This is a genomic window from Sphingopyxis sp. 550B (assembly GCF_057401805.1).
The window spans coordinates 958,545-976,940 of the sequence record NZ_CM171610.1; the positions used below are offsets into that span (position 1 = coordinate 958,545).

Below are 18,396 nucleotides of genomic sequence, written 5' to 3' on the forward strand. Positions count from 1 at the left end.
GCTGAAAGAAGTGCGAGGCAGGGAAAGTCCCGCAGCCGGCCGGATCACTTCGGCCCGAAGACCGGCCCGATGTCGCGCAGCGGCGCGTCGGGCTTGGCGTCGAGCAGCGCGAGGAGCTGGCCGCTGCGGTCGTCGCGCTTCGCATAGTCGCGCGCCGACATGCCCGCGATATGGTCGGCCTTGTCGGGGTTGGCGCCGCGCCGGACGAGCAGACGGACCATCGCGCTGTTCTTTGCCTGCACCGCCAGGATCAGCGCGGTTTCGCCGCGGCGGTTGGTCTGGTCGACCGGCGCGTTCCGGTTCAGCAGTTCGTCCGCGCCGTCGGTGAAGTCGAGCAGCGCGCTGTGCATCAGCGGCGTCACCCCCTGCCGGTCGGCGATCGCCGGGTCGGCGCCCTTGCCGAGCAGGAAGCGCAGCCAGGTCGCGTCGCGGCGCTTGACGACGATCGCCAGCGCGGTCTCCCCCGTGTCGGGGTTGCGCGCGTTGATCAGCGTCGAATCGTCCTTCAGCGCGTCGGTCGCCTTGTTGCCGTCGCGATTCTCGACCGCTTGCAGAAAGGCATAGCCGCCGCGGAACTGCGCCTGCGCGCCCGGAACGGCGAGCGCCCCCAGCGTCGCCGCGATCAGCAGGGTGGAAGCGAAGCGAAAGGACGCGCGCCTGGACATGATCGAAGAACCCCCGAACAGGATCGTCGTCCCCCAGCGACGACAAAGGTTGATTTTCGGCGTCTAGCCCCGCAAGGCTGGCCCGATGATGAACGGCCTGAATATCGCCCGAAGCCTGCTCCGCGCAAGCCTGATGCTCGTCTTTTGCACTGCGCTCGCCGCGTGCGGCGGCCCGGCCAAGGCGCCCGAGGCGCAGCCGCCGCTCGCCGGGGCGCGGATCGGCGGCCCCTTCACGCTGACCGACCAGGACGGCCGCACGGTGCGCGACGGCGATTTCGCGGGGAAATACCGCATCGTCTATTTCGGCTACAGCTATTGCCCCGACATCTGCCCGGTCGATTTGCAGAAGCTGATGCGCGGGCTGGCGCAGTTCGAGAAGGCCGAGCCCGCGCGGGGCGCGAAGGTGCAGCCCCTGTTCGTCACCGTCGACCCGGCGCGCGACACGCCCGCGGCGCTGAAGCCCTTCGTCGCGCGCTATCACCCGCGCCTGCTCGGCCTCACCGGCACCCCCGAACAGATCGCGGCGGTCGCGAAGGATTATGCCGTCGTCTACAACAAGGTCGCGGGATCGGCGCCCGACCGCTACCTGATGGCGCACAGCCAGATCGCCTTTCTGATGGACCCCGACGACAAGCCGCTCGCGATGCTGCCGCTCGACGACCCGTCGACCGATGGCGACGAGGGCGCGCCGGCCGAGGTCGCCGCCGAGCTGGCGAAATGGGTGAAGTAACGCCCGCGCGCCGCTTCTGGGAGGCGCCGCTCGCCAGCCTCGACGCCGGCGAGTGGGAGGCGCTGTGCGACGGCTGCGGCAAATGCTGCCTCCACAAGCTGGAGGACGAGGACACGGGCCGCATCTATCCGACCAATGTCGCATGCCGCCTGCTCGACCTGAAGACCGCGCGGTGCGGCGACTATCGGCACCGCCGCCGCCACGTCCCCGACTGCCTGACGCTGACCAAGGCCAGGGTCGCCGATATCGAATGGCTGCCGCAAAGCTGCGCCTATCGGCTGCGTGCCGAGGGGCGGCCGCTGCCCGACTGGCACTATCTGGTGTGCGGCGACCGCGACGCGGTGCACCGCGCGGGCGAATCGATCGTCGGCTGGACGGTCGGTGAGGATGTCGCCGGGCCGCTGGAGAACCATCTTGTGGAACGCGTCGTCTGATCGCGCGGCGGAGGCGCCGCAGATCCGGATCGGCGACGAGGTCTGGCCGGTGCGGCTGGTCCACCATGCCCGCGCGCGGCGCTATCGCCTGGTCCTCGACGCCGCGCGCGCCGAACTGCGGCTGACGCTGCCGCGCCGGGGGAACAGCGCCAAGGCGCTGCGCTGGGCGAGCGAGCAGCAGGACTGGCTCGCCGAGCAGGTCGGCAAGGCGGCGGCGCCGGTGACGGTCGGACCCGACACGCTGCTGCCCCTGTTCGGGGTCGAGCGGCGCATCCTCTGGTCGGCCTCCGCGCCGCGCGCGGTGCGGCTGGCGGACGATGCCCTGCATGTCGGCGGCCCGGCGGCCGGGGTGGGGCGGCGGATCGAGCGCTGGCTGAGGGCCGAGGCGCTGGCGCTGATGGAACGCGAAAGCCGCGCGATCGCGGCGGCGGCGGGGCTGCGCGTCGGCCGCGTCGGGGTCGGCGACCCGCGCAGCCGCTGGGGAAGCTGCACCGCCGCGGGCGACCTGCGCTATAGCTGGCGGCTGATCCTGGCGCCCGACCATGTCCGCCGCGCCACCGTCGCGCACGAGGTCGCGCACCTCGCGCATATGGACCACGGCCCGGCGTTCCACGCGCTCGTCGCGGCGTTGCACGACGGTGACGTCGCCGCCGCGCGCGCCTGGCTGCGCCGCGAAGGGCGCGGACTGCACCGCTATCGCTTCGGCTGACCGGCCGGGCTGCGGCTGGTTCGGTATAGGGCTTTGGACACGCAAGGGCTCGTTCCCCGGCGAAAGCCGGGGTCCAGGTGGCGTGGCGCTGCCCCGCGTGGACCCCGGCTTTCGCCGGGGAACATTCAGGGCGTCTCCGGAAATCGAAAAGAAACGCCGGCGCGAGCCGCCCTCAACGGACGTCAGCCCGCCCGGTCGCCCTCGCCGTTCGGCGGGCGGGCCGGGGTCTTGGGCAGGGGGACGATGATCTTCGGGGCGGCGGCCGGCGGGGCCTTGAGCTGCGGCACGGCCCTGGGCGCCGCGCCGGGGTCGGCGGGCGGGCGGCGGCCGGTCTGCTCCTCGATCCACTGCTGGTTCAGCACCGGGCCGTCGGCGGGCGGGGGCGGCGGCGCGGCGGCGCCTTCTTCGGGCGACGGGCCGAGCGCGGGCAATTCGATCGGCATGCCGTTCTCGTCGACCAGCGCGCCGTCCTCCTCGGGGGCGCCGAAATAGGCCTCGCCATCCTCTTCGAGCTGCCATTCGGGCAGCTTGACCTCGGTATCGAAGGGCTCGATCGGGCGCTTGGCGACCGCGACGCGCATGAAGTCGGCGAAGGCGCGCGCCGGCGCGCGGCCGCCCTGCAGCCCGCCGACCGGCTTCGCATCGTCGCGGCCCATCCACACGCCGGTGGTGATGCCGCTCGAAAAGCCCAGGAACCAGCCGTCCTTGTTGCTTGACGTCGTGCCGGTCTTGCCCGCGACCGGGCGCCCGATCTGCGCCGCCTTGCCGGTGCCGGTGTTGACCGCGGTCTGGAGCAGGTCGGTGATGCCGGCGGCGACCCAGTGATCGACCAGCACCTGCCCGCGCTCGGCGGGGCGCTGATAGAGCAGGCGGCCGTCGGCGGTGGTCACCCGCGTGATGCCGTAGGGCTGCACCGATACGCCGCCGCGCGCGACCGCGGCGAAGGCGGCGGTCATGTCGATCACGCGCACCTCCGCGCTGCCCAGCACCATCGACGGATGGGTGTTGATCGGGGTGGTGATGCCCAGCCGGCGCGCCATGTTGGCGACCGACGAAAAGCCGATCTCGTCGCCCAGCTTCGCCGCGACGGTGTTCACCGAATAGGCGAAGGCGGTGCGCAGGCTCATCGGTCCGGCGAAGCGCCCCGACGAGTTGCGCGGGCTCCAGCCGTTGATCGTCACCGGCTCGTCGACCACCTGGTCGTCGACCTTGTAGCCCGCCTCGAGCGCGGCCATGTAGACGAACAGCTTCCACGCCGATCCCGGCTGGCGCACTGCCTGCGTCGCGCGGTTGTAGTTGGAGGTGACGTAATCGGTGCCGCCGACCATCGCGCGCACCGCGCCGTCGCGGTCGAGCGCGACGAGCGCGCCCTGCACGCCGCCGGGGGCGTTGGCCTGGATCGCCGCGGTCGCCGCGCGCTGCATGCCGAGGTCGATCGTCGTGTAGACGTCGAGCGGCTCGTTGCCCTCGTCGATCAGCATGTCGAGCTGCGGCAGCGCCCAGTCGGTGAAATAGCGCGCGCTGTTCTGTCCCGTCTCCTGCGCGAGCTGGACGTTGGCGGGCTCGGCGCCGGCGGCCTGCGAGCGGGTGATGAAGCCCGCGTCGACCATCGTTTCGAGCACGACGCCGGCGCGGCCCAGCGCCGCCTGCGCGTCGGCGGTCGGCGAATAGCGCGACGGCGCCTTGACCAGCCCCGCGATCACCGCCGCCTCCGACAGCGACATCTGGGTCGCGCTATGCCCGAAGAAGCGGCGCGACGCGGCGTCGACGCCATAGCTGCCGCCGCCGAAATAGACCTTGTTCAGATAGAGTTCGAGCAGCTCGTCCTTCGAGAATTTCCATTCGAGCGCGAGCGCGAGCACCATCTCGCGCCCCTTGCGCGTCCAGGTGTAGCTGTTCGACAGGAAGATGTTGCGCGCGAGTTGCTGGGTGATCGTCGAGGCGCCCTGCATGCGCCGCCCGGTGCCGTGGGTGCGCACCGCGAACACCGCGGCGCGGGTCATCCCGACCGGGTCGAGGCCGGGGTGATAGCGAAAGCGGCGGTCCTCGACCGCGACCATCGCGTCCTGCATCACCTGCGGCACCTCGCGCAGCGTCAGCCAGCGCCCGTAGTTCGGCCCGAGCGAGAAGAAGACGGTGCCGTCGGCGGCGTGGATGCGCACCGTCTGGCCGGCGGGCGATTTCTTGAGCGCCTCGAAGCTGGGCATCCGCTGCACCGCGAGCCCGACCGCGACCGCCAGCGCGACCGCGCCGACGAAGGCGAGCGCCAGCCCCCAGCGGACGGCGCGGCGCAGCCACAGCCGCCAGCGCGGCAGCGCCGCCGCGCCCGAGCGGGGCGTCTTGCCCGAAGACGAGGATTTTCCCGACGAAGCCGGCTGTCGTTCGCGGCGCAAAGTCCGTGTTCCTTCCCTCGCTGCGCCCTGTCAGTCACAGCCCGTTGACGTCGGCCCCTTGGGCGCGAGGGATGTAGTCAGCCCGCGCCGGTCTCCGCCTCATCCCGTCCGCGCTCGGCGAAGTCAAGCGCCGCGCTGTTGATGCAATAGCGCAGGCCCGCCGGGCCGGGGCCGTCGGGAAAGACATGGCCGAGATGGCCTTCGCACGCGGCGCAGCGCACCTCGATCCGCGTCATGCCGTGGCGCGTATCGCGATGCTCGCTGACCGCGCCCTCGCTCGCGGGGGCGGTGTAGCTCGGCCAGCCCGAGCCGCTGTCATATTTGGTGCGGCTGTCGAACAGCGGCGCGCCGCAGCCGGCGCAGCGATAGATGCCGTCGCCCTTGAAATCATTGTATTTGCCGGTGAAGGCGCGCTCGGTGCCGCTTTCGCGCAGCACATGATGCGCCATCGGGTCGAGGGCGGTTCGGTTGTCGGTCATCGGGGCTCTCCTTGCGGGTGCGCGCGGCGGGGCGGCGCGGCCTTCCGCTCGCATATATCGGCCCGCCGCGGCCGCGTCGCAAGGGGGCGGGCGGGGGCTGCCGTCCCCTTTGCGACGCGGCGGCTTTACGCGCACTTAACCATGATCGTGGCAGGGTGAGGGCGTGAGATGGCCCGTCGCCCTCGTTCCGATCCTGGCTTCCGCGGCGGCGCCGGCGGCGGCGCAATGCCTGCTGTGCGCGCCCGGCGCCGAAGCCGGGGCCGCGCCGCGAATCGGGCGCACAGCGGAAACGCCGCTGCGCGTCGAGATCGAGACGCAGCTCGACATGGGCCGCGTCGCGGTCGGCGCCGCGGGCGGCGAGGTCGAGGTCGACCCCGTATCGGGCGTGCGGCGGCTGCGCGGCGCGCTCTTCGATCTCGGGGGTTTCGCGCTGTCGGGGGTGGTATCGGTGCGCGGCGAGCCGGGCGCGGCGGTGCGCGTCGTGCTGCCGACGGCGGTCGACCTCGAAAGCGGCAGCGGGCGCGCGGCGCGCGTCACCGGGCTCGTCACCGACCTGCCGCCGGCGCCGCGGCTCGGCCCCGACGGCCGGCTGCGCTTCCGCTTCGGCGGCCGCCTGCAGGTCGCGGGGCTCGACGACGGCGACTATCGCGGCCGCATCCCGGTGACGGTCGAATATCAATAGCGGGTCCGCACCCCAGGACGGATCGACATTCAGAAGATGGCGAGCCGGAGTCGAAGACGACCACAGGTCAAAATGGTGGATTTTCGGGACCCGGAGCGCAGCGTGCTGATGGCACGTGAGCACCGGAAGCGCGAAAAGCCGCCATTTGCAGGCCGCCAGAGCTGAATGTCGATCCGTCCTAGGCCGATGCGGACCCGCCGTGCCGCGCCTCAGGCCGAGGCTTCGAGTTCGACCGAGCGGAGATAGGGTTTCAATGTCTTGAACCCCTGCGGGAAGCGCTGCTTCGCGTCCGCGTCGGACAGCTTCGGCGAGATGATGACCGCATCGCCGGGGTTCCAGTTGACCGGGGTCGCCACCGGCTGCGCGTCGGTGAGCTGGAGGCTGTCGATCGCCCGCAATATCTCCGCGAAATTGCGGCCCGAGCTGGGCGGATAGGTCAGGATCAGCCGGATTTTCTTGTTCGGGTCGACGACGAACACCGAGCGCACCGTATAGGTCGGGTCCGAATCGGGATGGATCATCTCGTAGAGCGCCGAGACCTTGCCGTCGAAATCGGCGAGCAGCGGATAGTCGAGCTTCTGCCCCTGCGTTTCCTCGATGTCCTTCGCCCAGCCGAAGTGCGAGTCGAGCGGATCGACCGACAGGCCGATCGTCTTGACCCCGCGCTTGTCCCACTCGCCGCGCAGCCGCGCGACCTCACCCAGTTCGGTGGTGCAGATCGGCGTATAATCCTTGGGGTGGCTGAACAGCAGCCCCCACGAGTCGCCGAGCCATTCGTGAAAGCGAATGGTCCCCGCGGTGCTTTCCTGTTCAAAATCGGGTGCGGTCTGTCCCAGCAAAATCGACATGTCAGCTCTCCTTGGCAATGGCGGCGACCATCGCAGAAGGCAGCGGGCGACCGAACCTAGATATTGTTGGGTAGCGCAAATCAAATATTGAATCCCGTTATGACTGCGGGATCGGAGCATTAAACAGAAAATATATTGAACATCATCATAAAAATTTTTGCTTCTTATTGAAGCAGTAAAGAATCCTTTGGCCGATCCCAACTTATTATCGCCGCGGATTCCCAACATTTCCTTTGCCAGTTTTCCGCCCGCCGTGCGATCTGCGCCGCCATTGCGCTCGCCTCGCTGCCGCGCCGCATACGAGTGGGCAGCCGGAGGCGAAGCGCCTCCCTATCGTCGAAGGGTCGAGAGAGATGACGGCTGAAATCATGACGGCACCGCAGCATGCCCCTGCCCTGCTGACGGGCGAGCAGGCCGGGCTGGTCGAGGCGCTGGGCGCGACGCTGACCGCCGAGCAGGCGCGCTGGGCGAGCGGTTATTTCGCGGGGCTGGCGCTCGGACTGGCGCGCGGCGGCGGTGCGGGAGCGCTCGCGTCGCCTGCCCCCGCCGCGCCGCGCCCGGCGGCGCGCACGCTCGCCATCCTTTATGGCAGCGAGACCGGCAACGGCGCCGAACTGGCGAAGAGCCTCGCCGCCGCGGCGACCGCGCAGGGTCTCGCCCCGCTACTGTCGGACATGGCCGACTACAAGCCGCGCCGGCTGAAGGACGAGCAGGACCTGCTGATCGTCGTCGCCACCCATGGCGAGGGCGACCCGCCGCAGCCCGCGGCCGATTTCTTCGATTTCGTCGAGAGCCGCAAGGCGCCGCCGCTGCCCGACCTGCGCTATGCCGTCCTCGCGCTCGGCGACATGAGCTATGAGCAGTTCTGCGGTGCCGGCAAGCGGATCGACGCGCGGCTGGAGGCGCTGGGGGCGCAGCGGCTGCGCCCGCGCGTCGACTGCGACGTCGATTTCGACGAGCCCGCGGCCGAATGGAGCGTCGACATATTGGCGCTGCTCGCCGCCGAACAGGCCGAAGCGGCGCCCGCAACGCCGGCCGCGCCGGCCGGTGCGGCGCCCGCGTCCGCCCCGGATGCCGGCCACGACAAGCGCAATCCCTTTCCGGCGACGGTGATCGAGAAGATTCGCCTGTCGGGGCGCGGGTCGAGCAAGGAGACCCAGCATGTCGAGCTGTCGCTCGCGGGATCGGGGCTCAGCTATCAGCCCGGCGACGCGCTGGGGTTCGTCGCGCGCAACGACCCGGCGGCGGTCGAGGCGCTGCTGGCCGCGCTCGACCTGCCGGGCAGCGCGCCGCTGACTCTCAAGGGGAAGGCGACGACGCTGGAAGAGGCGCTGGCGACGTCGCTCGAGGTGACGACCGCGACGCTGCGTTTTCTCGACCATTGGGGCGCGCTGACCGGAACCGGCGACGTGTTCGCGGCGATGGACAGCGGCGAGCGCGCGGCGTTCCTGCACGCCAACCACATCGTCGACATCGTCCGCGCCTTTCCGCTGAAGGGCGTTGATCCGCAGCGCTTCGCCGATGGGCTGCGGCCGCTCCAGCCGCGGCTCTATTCGATCGCGTCCAGTCTCGCCGCCTGCCCCGACGAGGCGCATATCACCGTCGCGCCGGTGCGCTATGCGCTGCACGACCAGCCGCGGTCGGGGGTCGCCTCCGGCCAGATCGCCGACCGCGTGGAAATCGACTCGGTGGTTCCCGTCTATATCCAGGCCAATCCGCATTTCCGCCTGCCGCCCGAGGGGCGGCCGATCATCATGATCGGCGCCGGCACCGGCGTTGCCCCCTATCGCGCCTTCCTGCAGGAGCGCGAAGCGCGCGGCGGCGGCCGGGCGTGGCTGTTCTTCGGCGAGCGCCATTTCCGCAGCGACTTCCTCTACCAGACCGAATGGCAGCAATGGCTGGCCGACGGCACGCTGACACGGATGGACGTCGCCTTCTCGCGCGACGGCACCCAGAAGCTCTACGTCCAGCACCGCCTCCGCGAACAGGCGCGCGACGTCCATGCCTGGCTGGAGGAGGGCGCGCACCTCTATGTCTGCGGCGACGCGGCGCGGCTCGCGCCCGACGTCCACGCCGCGCTGGTCGCGCTGATCGCCGAACAGGCGAGCGTCCAGACCGAGGATGCCGAGGAATATCTGCGCGATCTGCAGCGCGACGGCCGCTACCAGCGCGACATCTATTGAGGAACCGCCCGATGGACCTGCTTCCCCCCACCGACCGCAGCCAGGACGTGTCGCAGCCGCTCGACCGGCTGAGCCCCGACGAGACGTTGAAGGCCGAAAGCGACCAGCTGCGCGGGACAATTGCGCTCGGGCTGCTCGACCGCATCACCTCCGCGGTGCCCGGCAACGACATCAAGCTGATGAAGTTCCACGGCATCTATCAGCAGGACGACCGCGACGTCCGCGACGAGCGCCGCCGGCAGAAGCTGGAGCCCGCCTTTCAGTTCATGATCCGCGTCCGCTTGCCCGGGGGCATCTGCACGACCGAACGCTGGCTGAAGATCGCCGAACTGGCCTGCGCGCACGGCGGCGAGACGCTGCGCATGACGACGCGCCAGACCTTTCAGTTCCACTGGGTGCTCAAGCAGGACCTCGTCCCGCTGATCCGCGGGCTGCACGAGGTGCTGCTCGACACGGTGGCGGCGTGCGGCGACGATTCGCGCGGCGTGATGGCGACCGTCTATCCCGAATTCCCCGCGCTGCAGGCCGAACTCGCCGATCTGGCGAAGGCGGTCAGCGACCATGTGATCCCGAAAACGGGCGCCTATCACGAAATCTGGTACGGCGAGGAACGGGTTGCGACCTCCGGGCCTGAGGAGCCTTTCTACGGGCGCACCTACATGCCCCGCAAGTTCAAGATCGGCTTCGTCATCCCGCCGAACAACGACATCGACATCTATGCCCAGGACCTCGGCTATATCGCCATCGTCGGCGATGACGGGCGGATCGCCGGCTTCAACGTCGCGATCGGCGGCGGCATGGGGCGCACCGACAAGGCGCCGCACACCTATCCGCGCACCGCGTCGGTGATCGGCTTCATCACCCCCGACCGGCTCTATCCGGTGACCGAGGCGGTGATGGGCGTCCAGCGCGACTATGGCAATCGCGCCGACCGCGCGCGGGCGCGCTTCAAATATACGATCGACGACAAGGGGCTCGACTGGATCAAGGCGGCGATCGAGGATCGCGCCGGGCCGCTCGATCCCGCGCGCCCCTATGCCTTCACCTCGAACGCCGACCGCTATGGCTGGACCGAATCGGACGATGGCGTCCACCATTATACGCTGTTCGTCGAGAACGGCCGGCTCGACCGCGATCTGCTCGACCGGATCGAACCGATCGCGCGCGTCCACAAGGGGCATTTCCGCCTGACCCCCAACCAGAATCTGATGATCGCCGGGATCGCCGCCGCCGACCGGCCGGCAATCGAGGCGCTGCTCGCCGAGACCGGGCTCGCCGCGCTCAACGCGCGCAGCACGTTGCGGCTCAATGCGATGGCATGCGTCGCGCTGCCGACCTGCGGCCTCGCGATGGCGGACAGCGAACGCTATCTGCCCAGCCTGATCACCCGCATCGAGGCGATCCTGTCGCGCCACGGGCTGGAGAAGGAACCGATCACGCTGCGCATGACGGGATGCCCCAACGGCTGCGCCCGCCCCTATATCGCCGAGATCGGGCTGACCGGCCGCGCGCCGGGCAAATATAATCTCTATCTGGGCGGCGGTTTCCATGGCCAGCGCCTCGGGCGCCTCTATCGCGAGAATATCGGCGAGGCGGCGATCCTCGAGACGCTCGACGAAACGCTGGGCCGCTATGCCGCCGAGCGGCAGCCGGGCGAGCATTTCGGCGATTTCACCATCCGCGCGGGCATCGTCCGCGAAGTGACCGAGGGCCGCTTCTCGAACGATTAGGGCGTTTTCGGGTAAAGGCCGATCAGCCCGCCGCCGCCGCTGGGCGGTTGCGGTCGGCTGCGTCGAGCGCGAGCAGCGACGTGCCCCTGGTCTCGCGCATCGCCAGCGCCGACAGCAGGCTGACCGCGGCGGCGATGGCGATATAGGCGGCGATCGGGGTCCAGCTGTCATATTCGCGCAGCAGCGCGGTGCCGATCAGCGGCGCCCACGACCCCGCGACGATCGCCGTCACCTGATAGCCGAGCGACACGCCCGAATAGCGCATGCGCGTCGGGAACATCTCCGCCATGATCGCGGGCTGCGGCGCATACATCAGTGCGTGGATCGCGAGGCCGAGCATGATCGCGGCAAGGATCGTCGCGGTGGCGCCGGTGTCGAACATCGGGAAGGCGAGGAACGGCCAGACCATGGTGAGCGCGGCCCCGGCGATATAGACGGGCCGGCGCCCGATCCGGTCGGCGAGCGCGCCGACCAGCGGAATGGCGACGACGTGGACAATATGCGCGGCAAACAGCAGCGCGAGGATGCGCGTCGTGTCGATCTCGCGATGGTGAAGATAGGTGATCGAGAAGGTAACCACCATATAATAGACGATATTCTCGCCGAAGCGCAGACCCATCGCGGTGAACACGCCGCGCGGATAGTGGCGAAACACCTCGGTAAGACCATAGCCCCCTCCGGCCGAGGCCTCGGCGTGCGCCCGCGCCTCCTCGAAGATCGGCGAGTCGCTGACCTGGGTGCGGATATAATAGCCGATGACAACGATCACCGCCGACAGCCAGAAGCCGACGCGCCAGCCCCAGGCGAGGAAATCCGCGTCGGACAGCGTCGCCGCGAGGATCAGCAGCACCGCGGTCGCGAGCAGGTTGCCGAGCGGCACCCCCGCCTGCGGGAAGCTGCCCCAGAAGGCGCGGCTGCGGTTCGGGCTGTGCTCGGTGACGAGCAGCACCGCCCCGCCCCACTCGCCGCCGAGCGCGAAGCCCTGCACGAAGCGCAGCAGCACCAGCAGCGCCGGCGCCCAATAGCCGATGCTGTCGAAGCCCGGCAGGCAGCCCATCAGGAAGGTCGACACGCCGATCAGCACGAGGCTGAGCTGCAGCAGCGCCTTGCGGCCGATGCGGTCGCCGACATGGCCGAACACCACCCCGCCCAGCGGCCGGGCGAGGAAGCCGACGGCATAGGTGGCGAAGGCCGCGATGATGCCGTCGAGCTCGTTGCCGGTGTCGGGGAAGAAGAGCTTGCCGAACACCAGCGTCGCGGCGGTGCCGTAGAGGAAGAATTCATACCATTCGACGACGGTGCCGGCCATCGACGCGCCGACCACCTTCTTCAGATAGGGAAGGTCGGCTGTCTGTTCATGGTCCATCTCGCTTTCCTCCCCGACGCTGCTGTCTTCCTTAGTCCCGCGCCCCGAACAGGGCGGTGCCGACGCGCACGTGCGTCGCGCCCAGCATCACCGCGGTCGGATAATCGCCGCTCATCCCCATCGAGCGCAGCGGCAGCGCGTGCCGTTCGGCGAGTTCGTCGAGCAGCGCGAAATAGGGCGCGGGTTCGCGATCCGCCGGGGGGATCGCCATCAGCCCCTCGATGCGCAATCCGGCCTCCGCCGCCTCGGCGAGCAATGCGGGCAGGTCGGCGACCGCACAGCCGCCCTTCTGCGCCTCGTCGCCGACATTGACCTGGACGAAGAGGCGCGGGCGCCGGTCCAGCCGGTCGCACGCCTTCGCCAGCGCGTGTACCAGCGACGGGCGGTCGACCGAGTGGATTGCGTCGAACAGCATCACCGCATCCTCGGCCTTGTTCGACTGGAGCCGGCCGATCAGGTGCAACGTGATGCCAGATGCTTCGGCGCGCAGCGCGGGCCATTTGGCCGCGGCCTCCTGCACGCGATTCTCGCCGAAATGACGCTGGCCGGCGGCAATCAGCGGGCGGATGGCGTCGGCGTCGTGCGTCTTCGACACCGCGATCAGGCAGACGGCGTCGGCCTCGCGGCCGGCGCGCTTCGCCGCCGCCGCGATGTTGGCCCGCACCTCCGCCAGCCGCTCTGCCGCTTGGTCCATTCCGTTCGCCTCCGGGTGGCGTGCGCGTTGCGCGCCGCCCCGACGCGCCTATAGGAAGAGCGATGCCTCGACGCCACCCCCCGCCGCGCGGTGCCCGCCTTTCCGGTGTCTGGTTGTTCACCGACGAACGCGCCGCGACGCCGCTCGCGCGGCTGGCGGCGCTGCTGCCGCCGGGCAGCGGTATCGTCGTGCGGCACGACGGGCTGGCGCCCGGTGCGCGCTGGCGCCTGTTCCGGCGCCTCGCGCGCATCGCGCGAGCGCGGCACCTGTCGCTGCTGCTCGCGGGGCCGCCGGCGCTGGCGCGGCGCTGGGGCGCCGACGGCGTGCATCTGCGCCGGCAGGGGCGCGGCGCGGCGGCGCAGGCGCGGCGGCTGGATCTGGTCCGCACGATGGCTGTCCACGACCGCGCCGAGGCGCGCGCCGCGCGCCGCGCCGGTGCGCAAGCAGTGTTCGTCTCGCCGCTCCACCCGACGCGTTCGCACCCCGGCGCGCCGACGCTATCGACCGCCGAGTGGTTGCGGCTCGCGCGGCTGGCTGGCGGGCGGGCGGTCGCGCTCGGCGGCATGACGCCGGCGCGCGCGCGCGCGCTGCGGCTCCGCGCGGCGGGCGGCGGCATCGCCGTGCCCGGCTGGGCGGCGATCGACGCGTGGGATGATCGGGGAAAGACGAAAGCGGCGAAGCGCCGGCAGCGTCAGAAGCGGAACGCCGTCCCGACATAGACCGCCTGGCTGTCGCGGCGCGAATCGGTCAGCGGCTGGAAGCGGTCGTCGGTACGATAGCGCACGCCCGCGGTGACATCGAGATTCTTCGTCAGGCGATAGCTGCTGACGACATCGACGCTCTGGTTGTCGCCCGGCGCGGTGATGCGGTCGGTCGCGCCCGCCGGATCGCTGGCACGGTTGATGACGCGGGTGGCGAAGCGCGACTTGGCCTCTTCCTGCTCGGGCGCCTTGGCGACGGGCAGGTTGCGCAGGTCGGTGCCGCTCGGCAGCGCCGGGGTCACGAACTTCTGGAAGCCGACCGATGCGCCCAGATCATAGGCGACGGGGGCGATGCCGATCGGCGTCTTGCTGCGCCCGGCGGCCAGCGCGGCGGTGCGCGCGGCGCTCGACGCCTCGTCGCGGGCGCGGATCACGACGGTGATCGCGCGATTCTTGCGGCTGTCGTCGGTGATCGCGGGGGTGAAGCTGAACGCGCGGCGCGATTCTTCCGACATGCGGACGTAGCGCGCGATCAGGCGCGGATCGCCCGACGCGGGAGTGAACTGGCCGAGCAGCGTCTGCGACAGCGTCGTGTCGCGGATGCGGTCGGCGCGGCTCATCGCGGCGAGGGCAGGGGGCAGGGCGAGCGAAAGGGTCGCCAGAACGACGACGCTACCCCTCCAAAAATGTCGCGGTTTCCGCGCCATTATCCTGCGACTCCAACCCCAATCGAATCTTCAGATAGGACGGCTGCCGCCGGATTGCCAGCGTTTCCGCTTCGCCCGATCGTCCCATGCCTGCTTTTACCCGGATTGTTGCACGATGACCACAGTCGGGACCGCGGCGGATGGCGTATTGCCGCGCTTGCCGGACGGCGGCAACGGCGATAGAGACGCTTGCAATTCCCGCAGCGCAGCCGGCCGCCCGGCCCGGCGGCGCCCCATGATAAGGTATTCGGCATGCCCCAGCTTTCCTTCCTTGCCCGGCTCGGCCGCCGCCCGGCGGCGCTCGCCCTGCTCGGCGTCGCGGCGCTCGGCCTCGCGGGGTGCGGCGGCGGGAAGGAACGGCCCAAGGCCGACCTCGCCGCGTCGCAGGTGACGACGATCGGCGTGAACAGCTATCTGTGGCGCGCGTCGCTCGATTCGCTGTCGTTCATGCCGCTGCTCCAGGCCGATTCGTCGGGCGGGGTGATCATCACCGACTGGTACGCCAATCCGAGCAACCCGAACGAACGCATGAAGGTGACGGTGTCGATCCTCGACCAGGATCTGCGCGCCGACGCGCTGCGCGTCGCCGCGTCGCGCCAGGTCGCGCAGGGCGGCGGCTGGGTCGACGCGCCGGTGCAGGCGGCGACGGTGCAGAAGCTGGAGGAGATCATCCTCACCCGCGCCCGCGACCTGCGCCGCAGCGCGTTCGAAGGCTAATTCTCCGGCGCGGACCCGCGCCAACCGACAGACAACGGGGTAAACAGGACATGACCCGCGAATCGCGCTTTGGCGCCCTGGCTGCCGACGCCCGCTGGCAGGCGGCGTGGGAGGCCGCGAACAGCTTTGCCACCGACGACAGCAAAGATATGGTCGGGGGCGACAAGCCGAAAGCCTATATCCTCGAGATGTTCCCCTATCCGTCGGGGCGCATCCATATGGGGCACGTCCGCAACTATGCGATGGGCGACGTGCTCGCGCGCTTCAAGCGGATGACCGGGCACGCGGTGCTCCATCCGATGGGCTGGGACGCCTTCGGCATGCCGGCCGAGAATGCGGCGATGGAAAAGGGGGTCCACCCCGGCGGCTGGACGCGCGACAATATCGCCGCGATGCGCGCGCAGCTGAAGCGCCTCGGCCTCGCAATCGACTGGAGCCGCGAGCTCGCGACCTGCGAGCCCGACTATTACGGGCAGGAACAGGCGCTGTTCCTCGACCTGTTCGCCGCGGGGCTGGTCACGCGCAAGGAAAGCTACGTCAACTGGGACCCGGTCGACATGACCGTGCTCGCCAACGAGCAGGTGATCGACGGGCGCGGCTGGCGGTCGGGCGCGCCGGTCGAGAAGAAGAAGCTGTCGCAGTGGTTCCTGAAGATCACCGCCTTCGCCGACGATCTGCTCGACGGGCTCAAGAGCCTCGACCATTGGCCCGACAAGGTGCGGCTGATGCAGGAGAACTGGATCGGCAAGTCGCAGGGGCTGGAATTCTCGTTCCGCCTCGCGGGCGGCGCACCGGGGTTCGATGTCTTCACGACGCGCCCCGACACGCTGTACGGTGCGAGCTTCGCGGCGATCGCGCCCGACCATCCGCTCGCCGAGCGCCTCGCCAAGGATTCGCCCGAACTCGCGGCCTTCATCGCCGAATGCCGGCGCCAGGGCACCTCGGCCGAACAGCTCGAAACCGCGGACAAGATGGGCTTCGACACCGGCGTATCGGTCCAGCATCCGCTCGACCCCGACTGGCATCTGCCGGTATGGGTGGTGAACTATGTGTTGATGGATTATGGCACCGGTGCGATCTTCGGCTGCCCGGCGCACGACCAGCGCGACCTCGATTTCGCGCGCAAATATGGCCTGCCGGTCCACCGCGTGATCGCCGACGGCGACGAGACCGAACAGGTCTTCGCCGGCGACGAGGCCTACACCGGCCCCGGCAGGCTGGTGAACAGCCATTTCCTCGACGGCATGACCGTTGACGAGGCGAAAGCCGCGATCATCGCGCGCGCCGAGCATGAAGGCTGGGGCAAGGGCACGACCGTGTGGCGCCTGCGCGACTGGGGCGTGTCGCGCCAGCGCTATTGGGGAACGCCGATCCCCTTCATCCACTGTCCGGCGTGCGGCACGGTGCCGGTGCCCAGGGACCAGCTTCCCGTCGTGCTGCCCGAGGACGTCGATTTCTCGGTCCCCGGCAATCCGCTGCTGCGCCACCCGACGTGGAAGCATGTCGCCTGCCCGTCGTGCGGCGGCGCCGCCGAGCGCGAAACCGACACGCTCGACACCTTCGTCGATTCCTCCTGGTATTTCCTGCGCTTCGCGAGCGCGCCGGCGGACCGGCCGTTCGACCCGGAGGTCATCCGCCGCTGGCTGCCGGTCGACCAGTATATCGGCGGCATCGAGCATGCGATCCTCCACCTGCTCTATGCGCGCTTCTGGACGCGCGCGCTCGAACGGCTGGGGATGGTCGAGATCAAGGAGCCGTTCGCGAGCCTGTTCACGCAGGGTATGGTCACGCATGAAACCTATAGCCGGGCGCAGGGCGAGGGGATGCCGCCGCTCTATTTCACCCCCGACGAGGTGACGCGCACCGCCGACGGCGCGACGCTCGACGCCGACGGCGCGCCGGTCGCGGTCGGCCGCGTCATCAAGATGTCGAAGTCGAAGAAGAATGTCGTCGATCCCGACGCCATCCTCGACCAATATGGCGCCGACGCGGCGCGCTGGTTCATGCTCTCCGACAGCCCGCCCGAGCGCGACCTGCCGTGGAGCGAGGCGGGGATCGAGGGCGCGTGGCGCTTCGTGCAGCGTTTGTGGCGGATCTTCGGCGAGACCGAAGTCGTCGGCGACGGCGGCGAGGACAAGGCGCTCGCGCGCAAGCTGCACCAGGCGATCGCCGGGGTCGCCGCCGACATCGAGGCGCTCGGCTTCAACAAGGCGGTGGCGAAGATCCACGCGCTCGCCAACGAGATCGAGAAGGCGAAGCCCTCGGCGACCCGCGGCGAGGCGTGCCGGACGCTGATCCTGCTCGTCGCGCCGATGATGCCGCACCTCGCCGAAGAGGCGTGGGCGGCGCTTCCCGACAGCCGGCGCGGCGCCGCGATGGTCGCCGACGCGGCATGGCCGGCCGCCGATCCGGCGCTGCTCGTCGACGACGAGGTGACGATCGCGATCCAGATCGCCGGCAAGCTGCGCGATACGATGACGCTGGCCAAGGGCGCGGACAAGGCAGCGGCGGAGGCCGCGGCGCTGGCGCGGCCGCGCATCGCCGACCTGCTCGGCGGCGCGGCGCCGAGGAAGGTGATCGTCGTCCCCGACCGGCTGGTGAACATCGTTCCCTGAAGATGGGTGCTGCCGACTCTCCGGCTTCGTCGAGCGAAATCGGGATATCCCCAACCCCCTCCCGCCTGCGGGAGGGGAGAAGGATGGCCGCATGGAATGCGAAAGGGCCGCTACCTTGCATCGACTTCGGCCAGAGGTCCCCTGCGGGCGGTCGACGGGCTCGACACGAACAGGGATTGCGGTCATTATTCCCCCGATGCGTAGCCTCCTGACCTCCTCGCTCGTCGCCGCCTCGCTGTTGCTCGGCGGCTGCGGACTGCGCCCGCTCTATGCGAACGGCAGCCAGGGCGCGGTGGCGCGGACGCTCGCCGATGTCGATGTCGCGCCGATCGAGGGGCATTCGGGCTGGCTCGTCCGCAACGCGCTGCGCGACCGGCTCCAGCCGACGCAGGCGGGGCAGGGCGCGGGCGCGCGGCTGCGGCTCGATGTGCGGCTCGAGGATTCGATTACCGGCTTCGGCGTCCGCTCGGACGATGCGGTCACGCGCGAGCGGCGGACGCTGCGCGCGCGCTACCAGCTCGTCGATGCGGGGTCGGGCGAGGTGCTGCTCGACGCGACCGCCGCGGCCGACGCGGGGATCGACGTCGTCGGCAGCGAATATGCGACGATCGCCGCCGAATCCTCGACCCTCGAACGGCTCGCGCAGGGCATCGCTGACCAGATCGTCGCGCGCGTCGCGGTGTTCGCGAGCCGCGGCGGCGGGCAGGCCGCGGCTGCCCCGGCACCCCCGCCGGCGCGCTGAG

17 protein-coding genes are annotated in these 18,396 nt (G+C 70.1%); 10 read left to right on the forward strand and 7 right to left on the reverse strand.

The genetic code is table 11. The features are described 5' to 3' along the window. Nucleotides 1–44: 44 nt before the first annotated feature. Nucleotides 45–665, reverse strand: a complete 621-nt coding sequence (locus AC2S9W_RS04515) for an ankyrin repeat domain-containing protein (protein ID WP_486571680.1) — start codon at nucleotides 663–665, stop codon at nucleotides 45–47. An 85-nt stretch (nucleotides 666–750) separates the two neighbouring features. Between AC2S9W_RS04515 and AC2S9W_RS04520 the strand changes: the two genes are divergently transcribed. The 3 genes from AC2S9W_RS04520 to AC2S9W_RS04530 are packed head-to-tail and all read left to right on the forward strand — an operon-like array spanning nucleotide 751 to nucleotide 2,538. Then, a complete protein-coding gene (locus tag AC2S9W_RS04520; protein ID WP_174521668.1) occupies nucleotides 751–1,395 on the forward strand; it encodes an SCO family protein in 645 nt (214 codons plus the stop codon). Then, on the forward strand, nucleotides 1,383–1,829 hold the full coding sequence (locus tag AC2S9W_RS04525; protein WP_212598127.1) for a YcgN family cysteine cluster protein: 447 nt from the start codon (nucleotides 1,383–1,385) through the stop codon (nucleotides 1,827–1,829). Before AC2S9W_RS04520 ends, AC2S9W_RS04525 begins: the two co-directional genes overlap by 13 nt. Then, on the forward strand, nucleotides 1,810–2,538 hold the full coding sequence (locus AC2S9W_RS04530; RefSeq protein WP_234002537.1) for a M48 family metallopeptidase: 729 nt from the start codon (nucleotides 1,810–1,812) through the stop codon (nucleotides 2,536–2,538). The genes AC2S9W_RS04525 and AC2S9W_RS04530 overlap by 20 nt, the downstream gene beginning before the upstream one ends. Nucleotides 2,539–2,720: 182 nt before the next feature. Here the strand turns inward: AC2S9W_RS04530 and AC2S9W_RS04535 are convergent, their stop codons facing one another. Further along, nucleotides 2,721–4,931 (reverse strand): transglycosylase domain-containing protein, encoded by a 2,211-nt coding sequence (locus AC2S9W_RS04535; RefSeq protein WP_486571681.1) that lies wholly within the window; start codon nucleotides 4,929–4,931, stop codon nucleotides 2,721–2,723. Between the two features lie 77 nt (nucleotides 4,932–5,008). Next, complete coding sequence (msrB, locus tag AC2S9W_RS04540) at nucleotides 5,009–5,410, reverse strand: peptide-methionine (R)-S-oxide reductase MsrB (RefSeq protein WP_076073441.1); 402 nt, start codon at nucleotides 5,408–5,410, stop codon at nucleotides 5,009–5,011. A 163-nt stretch (nucleotides 5,411–5,573) separates the two neighbouring features. Here msrB and AC2S9W_RS04545 point away from each other — a divergent pair, with 163 nt between their 5' ends. Further along, entirely contained in the window at nucleotides 5,574–6,092 is a 519-nt protein-coding gene (locus AC2S9W_RS04545) for a DUF4402 domain-containing protein (protein WP_076073442.1), read from the forward strand. 209 nt (nucleotides 6,093–6,301) lie between these two features. On the opposite strand, the gene AC2S9W_RS04550 is transcribed toward AC2S9W_RS04545, so the two are convergent. Beyond that, the gene (locus tag AC2S9W_RS04550) at nucleotides 6,302–6,940 is read right to left on the reverse strand and encodes a peroxiredoxin (protein ID WP_067111702.1); all 639 of its coding nucleotides are present in this window, start codon (nucleotides 6,938–6,940) and stop codon (nucleotides 6,302–6,304) included. Between the two features lie 353 nt (nucleotides 6,941–7,293). On the opposite strand from AC2S9W_RS04550, the gene AC2S9W_RS04555 reads away from it, so the two are divergent. Both AC2S9W_RS04555 and AC2S9W_RS04560 read left to right on the forward strand, forming a co-directional pair. Then, entirely contained in the window at nucleotides 7,294–9,123 is a 1,830-nt protein-coding gene (locus AC2S9W_RS04555) for an assimilatory sulfite reductase (NADPH) flavoprotein subunit (RefSeq protein WP_234002538.1), read from the forward strand. Between the two features lie 11 nt (nucleotides 9,124–9,134). Then, nucleotides 9,135–10,853, forward strand: a complete 1,719-nt coding sequence (locus AC2S9W_RS04560; protein ID WP_076073443.1) for an NADPH-dependent assimilatory sulfite reductase hemoprotein subunit — start codon at nucleotides 9,135–9,137, stop codon at nucleotides 10,851–10,853. Nucleotides 10,854–10,875: 22 nt separating this feature from the next. Here the strand turns inward: AC2S9W_RS04560 and AC2S9W_RS04565 are convergent, their stop codons facing one another. Both AC2S9W_RS04565 and AC2S9W_RS04570 read right to left on the reverse strand, forming a co-directional pair. Beyond that, nucleotides 10,876–12,219 carry an MFS transporter gene (locus AC2S9W_RS04565; RefSeq protein WP_076073444.1) on the reverse strand — a complete coding sequence of 448 codons (1,344 nt, stop codon included), beginning with the start codon at nucleotides 12,217–12,219 and terminating at the stop codon, nucleotides 10,876–10,878. Nucleotides 12,220–12,250: 31 nt separating this feature from the next. Further along, the gene (locus tag AC2S9W_RS04570) at nucleotides 12,251–12,913 is read right to left on the reverse strand and encodes a YggS family pyridoxal phosphate-dependent enzyme (protein WP_076073445.1); all 663 of its coding nucleotides are present in this window, start codon (nucleotides 12,911–12,913) and stop codon (nucleotides 12,251–12,253) included. Between the two features lie 62 nt (nucleotides 12,914–12,975). Between AC2S9W_RS04570 and AC2S9W_RS04575 the strand changes: the two genes are divergently transcribed. Then, nucleotides 12,976–13,632, forward strand: coding sequence for a thiamine phosphate synthase (locus AC2S9W_RS04575; protein ID WP_475283118.1), 657 nt, complete (start codon nucleotides 12,976–12,978; stop codon nucleotides 13,630–13,632). On the opposite strand, the gene AC2S9W_RS04580 is transcribed toward AC2S9W_RS04575, so the two are convergent. After that, on the reverse strand, nucleotides 13,605–14,234 hold the full coding sequence (locus AC2S9W_RS04580) for a hypothetical protein (protein WP_243469457.1): 630 nt from the start codon (nucleotides 14,232–14,234) through the stop codon (nucleotides 13,605–13,607). The two genes, AC2S9W_RS04575 and AC2S9W_RS04580, sit on opposite strands and share 28 nt — an antisense overlap. A gap of 339 nt (nucleotides 14,235–14,573) precedes the next feature. Here AC2S9W_RS04580 and AC2S9W_RS04585 point away from each other — a divergent pair, with 339 nt between their 5' ends. From AC2S9W_RS04585 to lptE, 3 genes are all read left to right on the forward strand, one after another. Further along, nucleotides 14,574–15,038: a DUF3576 domain-containing protein gene (locus AC2S9W_RS04585; RefSeq protein ID WP_067186816.1), complete on the forward strand. Its 465-nt coding sequence runs from the start codon at nucleotides 14,574–14,576 to the stop codon at nucleotides 15,036–15,038. Nucleotides 15,039–15,088: 50 nt separating this feature from the next. Further along, the gene (gene leuS, locus AC2S9W_RS04590) at nucleotides 15,089–17,653 is read left to right on the forward strand and encodes a leucine--tRNA ligase (RefSeq protein ID WP_067110995.1); all 2,565 of its coding nucleotides are present in this window, start codon (nucleotides 15,089–15,091) and stop codon (nucleotides 17,651–17,653) included. A gap of 196 nt (nucleotides 17,654–17,849) precedes the next feature. Continuing rightward, nucleotides 17,850–18,395: an LPS assembly lipoprotein LptE gene (lptE, locus tag AC2S9W_RS04595; RefSeq protein WP_067110997.1), complete on the forward strand. Its 546-nt coding sequence runs from the start codon at nucleotides 17,850–17,852 to the stop codon at nucleotides 18,393–18,395. Nucleotide 18,396: the final 1 nt, after the last annotated feature.